Raw genomic sequence first — 9,378 nt, 5'->3', positions numbered from 1 at the left:
CACCAAACGTTACGCAACAGACCGGCACTCATCCCAAGCATTCCCCACGCATACATTTGCCACGGAGTCCAGGGTCCTTGTCCCAAGAAGAAGTTGGAAACGACCGCTGCGACAGCCCCTACGATGAAGCCCGATTCCGCCCCGAAAACAAGGCCGGCCATCATGATGACGAATGATGTGGGCTGGACACTGGGCAGGCCCGCAAAAGGAACGCGGCTAACCGCCGCAATTGCCGCGAGCATCGCCAAAATGACGATTTCCCGCCCTGCTAATTCCCTGAATTCAAAACGCGAAAAGAAGGGGAGCATGGTACACGCGATAATCGCAAGGCTCAGCAGCAGATAGGCATTGTAATCGAAATAAGCGATGGAAACAATGAGCATGGCGAGCACAATAAAGGAAGCGGCCATCAAGTAAATGTGGGAGCGGGCCATGTTTCGATCGCCTCCTCTAACGTAAGTGCTTCATGTACATTGCTTGACCGTGTCGCCCGGTTGATTGCCGTGGTGTAGAAGTAATTCCCTTTGAATAATTGATCCGCTGTGCCGACAGCCGTTATTTCCCCATCAAACATGATAGCGCATCTTTGTGCATTCCGGGCAGCGAACTCGATGTCATGCGTCACCATCATGATGGTCAATCCTTCACGATGGTGCCTGTAGAGCACTTCGGAAAAGCGCTTTTTCGAGATGGGATCCAGCCCTTTTGTCGGTTCGTCGATGAACAGGATATCAGGAGATCCAATCAGCATGCAGGCAAGTGCCGCCCTTTGTATTTCTCCGCCTGAGCAATCATACGGATGGCGATCCCGCAGATGTGCGATATTGAATGCCTTCATCAATTCCTCCATTTTGGCAGTGCCGTTTTCCACATCGTGGCGCAAGACCGCTTCTTCCAATTCCTTCCCAATGGTATCATGGACGAAATAGGTCCGTGGATTTTGGGGCAGGTAGGCCATTCTTTCATACAGTTCCCTGCCCTTCAGCTTACTTACTTCCATTCCTTCATAGCATACTGTTCCCCGTTTCGGCTTGATGCTTCCAATGCACGCCTTCATAACAGTGGATTTTCCTGAACCGTTCCCTCCGACCAATACAAAGAATTCCCCTTTGAAAATATCCAGCGAAAGACTTTTCAAGATCATCGATCCTTTTTTCTCGTATTGGAAATATACATCCTTCATTTCCAGTATCCGCTGCCTCCCAATTCCCTTAGTGGCATCCGCATCCGCAACTTCAAGTGCAGCATATACTGGCAGTGTTCGGATCCACTCTTTGCTTTCCTTCACGTTCAATGGTATTCCATCAAGACTTGGCCGAACTTCTTTTTCCATATAAAGCCTGGATATTGAAGGGACGTAAGGGATGAAGCATTCATCTCCCCGCGCGTACAGTTCGGTGATGACTTCTTTGCTGTTCCCATCATAAACGATTTTCCCGTCCTCCATCATGAGTACCCGATCCGCAACCCCGAACAGTTCTTCCAACCGATGTTCGACGAGAATGACCGTCATTCCCATTTCCTTGTTCAGTCTTTCCAGAATGAGAATCAACTCTTTGGCCGCAATCGGATCAAGCTGGGAAGTCGGTTCATCCAGCAGCAGCACCTTGGGCTTCAATAACAGAACGGAAAGCAAATTCAGCATCTGCTTTTGGCCACCGGATAGTTCCGATGGCTTCAATCTCAGCAATCCTTCCACTCCAAAAAAATGGACCATCTCTGCAACTCTTTTGCGCATTTCGAAATTCGAGTAGCCCAGATTCTCCAAGCCGAACACAATTTCCTGCATCACTTCATCCATGACGATTTGATTGTCGGGATCTTGAAAAACAAGACCTATTTGTTCAATCAATAACCTCTCTTCCCAGTCCTCCAAACGCTTTCCTTCGTAATAGATTTCCCCTTTCCGCCTGCCTGCAGGTGCAAGCTCTTTTTTTAAAAGGCGCAGCAATGTCGTCTTGCCGCAGCCGCTCGGGCCGCATAGCACGACAAATTCCCCCTCCCTCACACTTAAATGGATATCCTTCAGTGCTTTCCATTCCATGTCGKGAAAGCCGAATGTCATTCCTTCTATACGGAAAATTTCCACTTCAATTGTTCTCTCCCTTCAACGAGCAACGGAAATGATACCATTAACATCATACAAAAAAGCAGGATCCAATCCAGGAAATAAAGGTGCAATGTCCCCAGAGCTGGATAGATAATGATTTTGCCGTACCCAAGCATCCCGCCTGTTGCACATAGCGCAAAAAGAGCCGTTAATGTCACGAGCCACCCCTTATCCCGTTTGTTCATTCTATATGGAATATAAGGGTTCCGCTTGCCCGTCCCGTATCCCCTCGCCTTCATTGAATCCGCCGTGTCCATCGATTCCTGCAAGGACCATGTCAACAAAATCTGTAGCATGGTCATCCCGTTTTTCGCTCGCTCCCATATGGTTCCTGTCGAGGCTGTTGTCCCTTTGATGCGCTGCACGTCGCTTATTTCATCCAGCCTTCTTTTCAAAAGGGGGACGAAGCGGATGGCCAGCATGGTCAAAAAGGCGGTCCTTGGCAAGAATGAAGAAAAAACGAACAGAAATTTATTGCCGTTCAAAATGAAGTTGAATGAAATGAACATCAGCAGAATCGTGACAATCGACAGCGCCATTACGACACCGTACATCGTGGCTTCCAGGGTAACCTGCTTCCCTCGAAAGTAGAAGAAAATGTGCGTACCTCTCGAATTCAACAATGGATTCAAGACAATAATGGCAACGCTCATCCCTACGAGTGATGGAATCCATTTCCTAAGCGCTTTGCCGCCGCCATGGGCAAGATTGGCCCCAAACAGCAACAAGCACGACACAAGCAGAAATGCTGGATGATTGAAATACATGGCGAGAAAGCCGACACATAAATAATAGAAGAAAACCACGAATGGGTGGCAGCTGCGAAAGCCACTTTCCATATTTGTACACCATCTTTCATTTAACGTTTCTCATGCAGAAAACCGGCCTCATTGCACTGGCCGGTTATCGCTTGGCTGAATTACCGACGAAAAGGTTTAAGTTCGGCTTTCAGGTCCTCCCCAAGACTGGTCGTATAGAGCCATTCGACACGATCATCCGCCATTAACGGGACCGTGCCTGCCCCACGATCCGGAAATACCCCATTTATCCGGTACATCCAGCCGCTCCCCTGTCCACGGTCAAATTCATAGACATTGGCGATGCCTTCCACGTAAGCACTGGCGCCTCTCCCGCCACGGTAATCCATTTGGATTTTATGTTTTTTTGCGATCTGGATCAATGCGTCCAGTACGGTATCCCCTTCCTTGAATTCCATCTTTACTGGAGTCAGAGGGACCTCACTTGACGAGATGACGATCGAGAAGACGATTGTGGATGCTTGCTCTTCAGGTTCCTTTTCTTTTTCAGCCGGGCTTTCCACAGGGGGTGCCGGTGGCTTGGAAGGGACCTGTACGGGTGGTGCCGTTTTTGGGGGATTGCCGGCAGTAGCTTTTGGAGGTTGCTTGCCACCTTCCCCTAAAGGCCCTGGCTTATGATTTTCCGTTTTTCCTTTTGTTGGTGGCTTGTTTTCAGCCTGCTCCTTTGCTTGAGCAGGCTGCTGTACTTCTTTTTCTGCGGACGCAACCGTTTTTTCCTGCTCGTTTTCCAGCCGTACCTTGGTTTCTACTGCTTTTTCTTGTTCTTCCTTTTGGGAATCCGTTAATGATTCTTCAGAGATGCCCTCGTTCTCTTCTACGGGTTCCTGTTCCGTCAGCTCTTCGCTTGTATCCGTTTCCTGGCTGCTCTGCGGTTTTTCCAGCCCTGTCGGTTTCTGCAGTGACGATCCGCATGCGCCCAGCAAAAGAACCAATACAAAAGCAGCGGCAAAATTTGCGAAAAACTTCACATGGTTCCTCAACGATAGTCCCCCTTTACTGACATTCTTTGAATTGAATGTCCTCCATATTGCAGACAATCCAGCACCTCAGTGGTGGAATGCTGGACCGTCCTTGAAATACCCTATTTAATGTGAACACTTGATAAAATGAACGCGAAACTGTTTATTTCTTGTTGTTCAGTGAACGGGAAAGGAACACGGCAAAATGCGCGCGGGAGACAGACCCTTTGGGATCGAAATTTCCGTTCCTATTCCCAAACGTGATGCCATTTTGATATAAAATTTCTACATCTTTCCGATGTGCGCCCGACACACTGTCCAGATCAGCCAATTTCACATTTTCATTTGTGGCTTTCAATCCAAAAGCTCGGACAAGCACGGAAGCCATTTGTTCACGAGTCAGTTTGTCACCAGCACCGAAAGTTTCCCCGGTCCCCTGCCCTCTGAAAATGCCTGCCGCTTTCGTAGCATGTGCGGCTTCATAGAATACGCTGGATTTGGCTACATCCTTGAATCCTGCCGGCGACTCCGGAGCTTTCAAATCCAGTGCTCTGGCAAATAAAATCGCCGCTTCCCCTCTGTTCAATTCTAGGTTTGGCTTGAACGTCCCATCCAAGAAGCCAGATATGACACCTTTTTCAGCAAGCTCCTGAATTTCTTTTTCACCAAAAGATCCTTTCTTGACATCTGGGAATGAAGGATACGGGTCCGAGGCCTTTACGTCTCCCATATCATACAGGCCAGTTTTGCCGGTTTTGAGACGGTCATAGGCAACCAAAGCCATCATCCCTTGCTGGGTGGCCATGTAGTTGCTTTCCGCGCCCTTCGTATGGGAAATTCCCCCATCCGTATTGACAAAGGTTTGAAGTGCTGAAAGCAAATCGCCTTTCTCTTTCTTGAAGCGATTGTCTTCCAAGTCAATCCCAAGACTTGACAGCGCAATGATTACTTGCGAAACGCTTTCGCTGTTGACTGATCCTGCCGACTGGAATCCACCTTCAGCCAGTTGTTGCTTGGACAGCCAATCCAATCCTTTATTCGTTGCATTCTTCGCTTCTTTCGTTTGCTGGTATTTCGCTAGAGCCTGCAGCGCCATGGCAGTCATGTCGATATCACTTGCAGCTCCATCCGCCAGCGGGAAGCCACCATCGCCGTTCTGTTCCGCAAGCAGCCAGTCCACCAGCTTTGCTTTCGTCCATACCGCATTCGCAGGAACTTCGTAATTTTTTGAGTCCAAGGCAAGCAATGCGAAAATGACACCGTTTGTCCCTTGCATCGTCATGCGTTCATTGTTGTAGATTTTTTCAATGAAGTCATATCCCGCGATATTTCTCGGATTTTTCCCGATCGAGGTAATGGCCAACGCCATCCGCTCATAGTCGGTGACTTTCCTGAAATCTCCTTTTTTCGCCTTTACATAGCTCTCGAACGCAGCGTAGTAAGAAGCTGGAATTTTTTGAGCAGCCCTCGCCAAACCAATTACATCCCAATCGATGAAATGATCATAATTAGTGAAATCACGGGTTTTTTCAATCCATTTTGCTGCATCGGCAATTGATTTTTGTATCTCGATCTGGTTGTTTCCATTGCCGTTTCCGGGACTGCTGCCCCCTCCGTTATCCGGGATATCTCCTTGTCCTAGATCATGCCCAAGATCCTTCGTATATTGCCACCGGAGAACATCTCCGTCTTTCAACACATAGTTCCCTGCACTGTATTCCGGGAAGGTTCCGTTGACCGAATACATCCACCCACTTTGCGAACCATGGTCAAACTCCCCAAGATTTTCTATCGCCTGAACGTAAAGCCCGGCCCCGGATCCAATATAATCAATGGAGACCCCTTTTTGATCGGCCACTCTTTTCAATAATGTGAACGCAGTATCACCATTTTGCAGCACCACTTCCATAGGCACAATGATATCTCCGAGACCGATCGTACGCTTCTCGACGGACAGTGTGACCGTTTTGTCCGATGGGATGGCACCGCTGTCGGGGTCTTCCTCAATGATGATCTTTTTTGCTTGGCGCAGGAGCCTTGGATAACTGCCGTCAATGTCTTTCGTGACCTTCAGCTCATACGTCCCGACCCTTGCTTTTTCACCAGGAATGCGGGCGACTCCGTTGCCATCCGTTCTGTATGTCTTCCCATCGAAGTGGATGGCCGCGTCATTGATCTTCGCTACTTCGTTCTCTTTTTCCAGTTCCCAGGAACTGTTGTACACATTGTATTCTGCCGTAACCGTCACTTCAATTTCATCGCCTTCAAGTAATTTTGGCGCGATTGAAATGGTTGGGCGGAGGGTTAATTCCTCCACTTCATCGGCTATATCGATATCTTGGTAAATGTCCCCGACGTTGCCGTAAAACCAGACGATTTCATCTCCATCTTCAATCGGGTACTCTCCGACAGACACACCCGGATAGTCATCATTCACTATATACTGCCAGCCATCCCAGGCCCCGAACGTCGCTTGTTCCTCTGGCCCTATTTTGGCAATATAGGAACTCGATCCTTCAAACGGGATGCTTGCTTCGGCAAGCGCCTGCTCCGTCGCATCGAAAGCATTGGCGGCTTCCATGAATGTCTCCACTTGGACATCTTCATTCATGAGTAGCGTATCGTTGATTCCTTCCACTCTTACCGAGACATTCGTTTGCTTGTCCAGTTCTTGCTCCTTGTAGTCTTTCAGCCGCACGAAAGTCGACTTTCCTGCAACGGCATCAGAGATGGCAAGCAATCCTTGCTCCGTTGCCATTTGCCAGGAGCCCAAAGTGTTCTCCTGCCATTTAAATCTCCCATCAGCCATTTGATAGCGGTCCACAAATCGTTCTATCAGGTTGACCGATCCAAGTTGTGTCGTTTCCATGGTCCATTTTTCCGAGAAGAGGTCCTCGCCTACCGCGGCCAAGCCATTGATGATAGGTGCGACGCTATTTGAGTTTTCCCCGAACATCTGCCCCATGACTTCGCCCGTGTCTTTGTTCCGGTTGTCAAGTATCCCTTGGACGGCTTTATCCACCGCCGCCTTTACATCCGACCGGTCCAAATGTGGGGCTAGGGCGATCAGTATCCACCCTGTCACATCGGAATCGCCAAAGTATCCTGTCGTGGGATTTTGCTTACTCAATATATATTGGATATGTTTATCCTGGTCATACTCCGCTTCCATCAGATCAAGCGCGACCATTGCCCAAGGCTCTCCCCAAATGGTAAAGAAAGATCCGTTTTCTTTCTGCTTCGCAACTAAATCATGCACAATGTCTCGCGTCCCGAATTTATATGGGTTTTTGCCCAAAACGATGGAACCGATAACAATTCCTGCATCTTCGTTCGAGGTAGCAGTCACCTTTTCCTTGCCGACGGTCCAATAGGACGCTGGATTCCATGGGGAAGCATTTTCTTTCCATGGAACATCGTTTTCCAAGTCCGTCCCTGCGCCCCATAAAGCGGACATCAGCCAATAATTGCTGTGTGAAGTCCCTTTGGAATAGTCCGGAGGGTTTTGTATGTAGTAGTTTTTCGTTCTCTCGATTGCTTGTTCCACTTTTGATCTTATCTCGTCACTTCGGTCGGTTTGTGCCGACTGCGCTTGTGCATTAATTTGCCCTTCGGCAAGCTGGCCGCTCGTCTCCTGAGGTAGCGAAGCATTTCCGCCTTCCCATATGGCTCCTGCCTGGATCGGTGAAATCAAGGACCCGAGCATGAGCAATGCCAATAATGCAGGAAGAAGGCGTCGCAATTTCTGTGTGTAGTTAGTCAAGTGATGATTCTCCATTTCTCATAGAATTTTTGATTAACGTGTTGTTGCGGTTCCGTGAAATCCTCCCCTTTTCGAAATCAAACAAAAAAAGCGCTTACCCCCGGGAAGACAGGTAAGAGCCTTTGTATTCTCACAAATTCAAAAAGAAATTCAATGATCCACAATGCAACCTTTTCCCGGAAGGTATTCTACATCTATATTTAGGCAAGTCTCCTGACTTATGAGGTTGGAACGTTTCTTCCGCCTTCCCAGTTTTTCAACTAGTGGCTCATGGAAGTCACTCCCTCAATTACAGTGGCCGGACCGTCCAGGATTTTAACCTGGTTCCTTTTTAATCTTTACACGCAAGCAAAGAACCTAAATATATAACTATTCAATTATTAAATCGCTTTCATTATAGTTTAATGGAAATAGAATTGCAATAATAGAATTGGTAAAGTTTGCCTACAAAAAATGGGTGATTAGTGGGGGCTATCGTCCCTATGATTAAAAAGTCTCCAGAACTCACCATCGTCTTCTGAAGTGTCTGGGAATGATTCCAATATATAACTTTTCGATAAAAAGACCTGGAAACCGTCCAAAACTAACATAATAATCATCCGGTGCTTGAAATAATTCAGCGAATAGAGTTGCGGAAATAATTGCTTGTGGAGTCCCGTCTACCATTACAATTACACGACCTTCAAAAAGGGCTGAGGCTGCTGTATCAGGACGTTCCGAAGATAATGTTAAGGGGAAAATCGACTTCGGCTTACCTTCCACGATTTCTTCAACAATTCTTGCTTTCAAAATATATTTAACATCCAATTTCTCAATTCTTCGTATTGTTCACAACATATTTTTCTTTATTTTCAATTCGTCTCTATATTTATTTACACATTTTTTACATATACAATTCTTCCTTATACTCTCTGTAGGAACTAACTCAAAGATTCCATTAGGAAAAACGCCTTCTGTATCACACCAGCAGTTACCATGTTCTACTCTTCCTGTCATACATTTGTTTTCCTCTCCACATATAGGACAATATTTATTAGCCAATTATTACCCCTCCTTAATCTTTCACAATATGAATCAAATTCGACATAAAAGAGAGATGAATCCTCACCTTTTTGTTCAACTAACCTAAACACTGATGTATCAACGGTTTGCACTACTTTGTGATAAACCCTGTACCATAGTACAGGGTAAAGGATGTTTTGAAATATTTTATTGAACTAAACTGCCCTGTTAGTTGAAGAAGAAATTATTATTTATAGAAGAGCATATTCTGTGGCTTACGCAGCAAGGCTCTTATTAATTTTCTTTCTTGCCTCTGACAATAAAACCAGCAATAAAAAAACAGCCAATTCCTATAACTATTTTAATTATTAGACCTACATTTCCCATATCATCAATGGTTAATGAAAATAAAAAAGCTCCAAGCAAAATAAATAGAATAGCAAAAAACCATCTCAAATTATTTAACCCTCCTTAGTTTTCTTTTTATTAAGGATATGGATAGTTTGTTCAAATCTTGCTAAATGACAATTCCCCCGGTGTATGCTCCATACAAAGTAGGTTGACATAACACCTCGATGAGGAAGTAGTCGACTTCATTACTCCATAAGAAAAGCTACCCTTTAAAGGCACCTGGTTATTAAACTAAAGCATCCGTTAGTTCAATAAGTCCTACAATTTAATCCCCTTATTTTTGGACTGGATTATATAGTTGCTATTGTATTCCCA

Annotated in this window: 8 protein-coding genes and 1 riboswitch; all 8 genes read right to left on the bottom strand. The window is 46.2% G+C overall.

Annotation, left to right across the window (positions count from 1 at the left end; genetic code table 11):
• Window positions 1–434, bottom strand: a 434-nt coding sequence (locus tag AC1DOS_RS15110) for an ECF transporter S component (RefSeq protein WP_477538162.1), incomplete at its 3' end; no start/stop codon positions are given.
• The gene (locus AC1DOS_RS15105) at window positions 410–2,089 is read right to left on the bottom strand and encodes an ABC transporter ATP-binding protein (protein ID WP_477538161.1); all 1,680 of its coding nucleotides are present in this window, start codon (window positions 2,087–2,089) and stop codon (window positions 410–412) included. The genes AC1DOS_RS15105 and AC1DOS_RS15110, both read right to left, overlap by 25 nt.
• Complete coding sequence (locus AC1DOS_RS15100; protein WP_477538160.1) at window positions 2,071–2,949, bottom strand: energy-coupling factor transporter transmembrane component T; 879 nt, start codon at window positions 2,947–2,949, stop codon at window positions 2,071–2,073. Before AC1DOS_RS15100 ends, AC1DOS_RS15105 begins: the two co-directional genes overlap by 19 nt.
• Window positions 2,950–3,029: 80 nt before the next feature.
• A complete protein-coding gene (locus AC1DOS_RS15095) occupies window positions 3,030–3,908 on the bottom strand; it encodes a DUF4430 domain-containing protein (protein WP_477538159.1) in 879 nt (292 codons plus the stop codon).
• 142 nt (window positions 3,909–4,050) lie between these two features.
• Window positions 4,051–7,650: an S-layer homology domain-containing protein gene (locus tag AC1DOS_RS15090; RefSeq protein WP_477538158.1), complete on the bottom strand. Its 3,600-nt coding sequence runs from the start codon at window positions 7,648–7,650 to the stop codon at window positions 4,051–4,053.
• A 186-nt stretch (window positions 7,651–7,836) separates the two neighbouring features.
• A riboswitch (cobalamin riboswitch) is annotated at window positions 7,837–8,026 on the bottom strand.
• 128 nt (window positions 8,027–8,154) lie between these two features.
• Entirely contained in the window at window positions 8,155–8,466 is a 312-nt protein-coding gene (locus tag AC1DOS_RS15085; RefSeq protein WP_477538163.1) for a spore germination protein, read from the bottom strand.
• Window positions 8,467–8,478: 12 nt separating this feature from the next.
• The gene (locus tag AC1DOS_RS15080; protein ID WP_477538157.1) at window positions 8,479–8,691 is read right to left on the bottom strand and encodes a cysteine-rich CWC family protein; all 213 of its coding nucleotides are present in this window, start codon (window positions 8,689–8,691) and stop codon (window positions 8,479–8,481) included.
• A gap of 255 nt (window positions 8,692–8,946) precedes the next feature.
• Window positions 8,947–9,108: a hypothetical protein gene (locus AC1DOS_RS15075; RefSeq protein WP_477538156.1), complete on the bottom strand. Its 162-nt coding sequence runs from the start codon at window positions 9,106–9,108 to the stop codon at window positions 8,947–8,949.
• Window positions 9,109–9,378 lie beyond the last annotated feature (270 nt).

The organism is Paenisporosarcina sp. P5_A11 (assembly GCF_056400705.1).
This window is presented reverse-complemented; position numbering and strand designations above follow the sequence as displayed.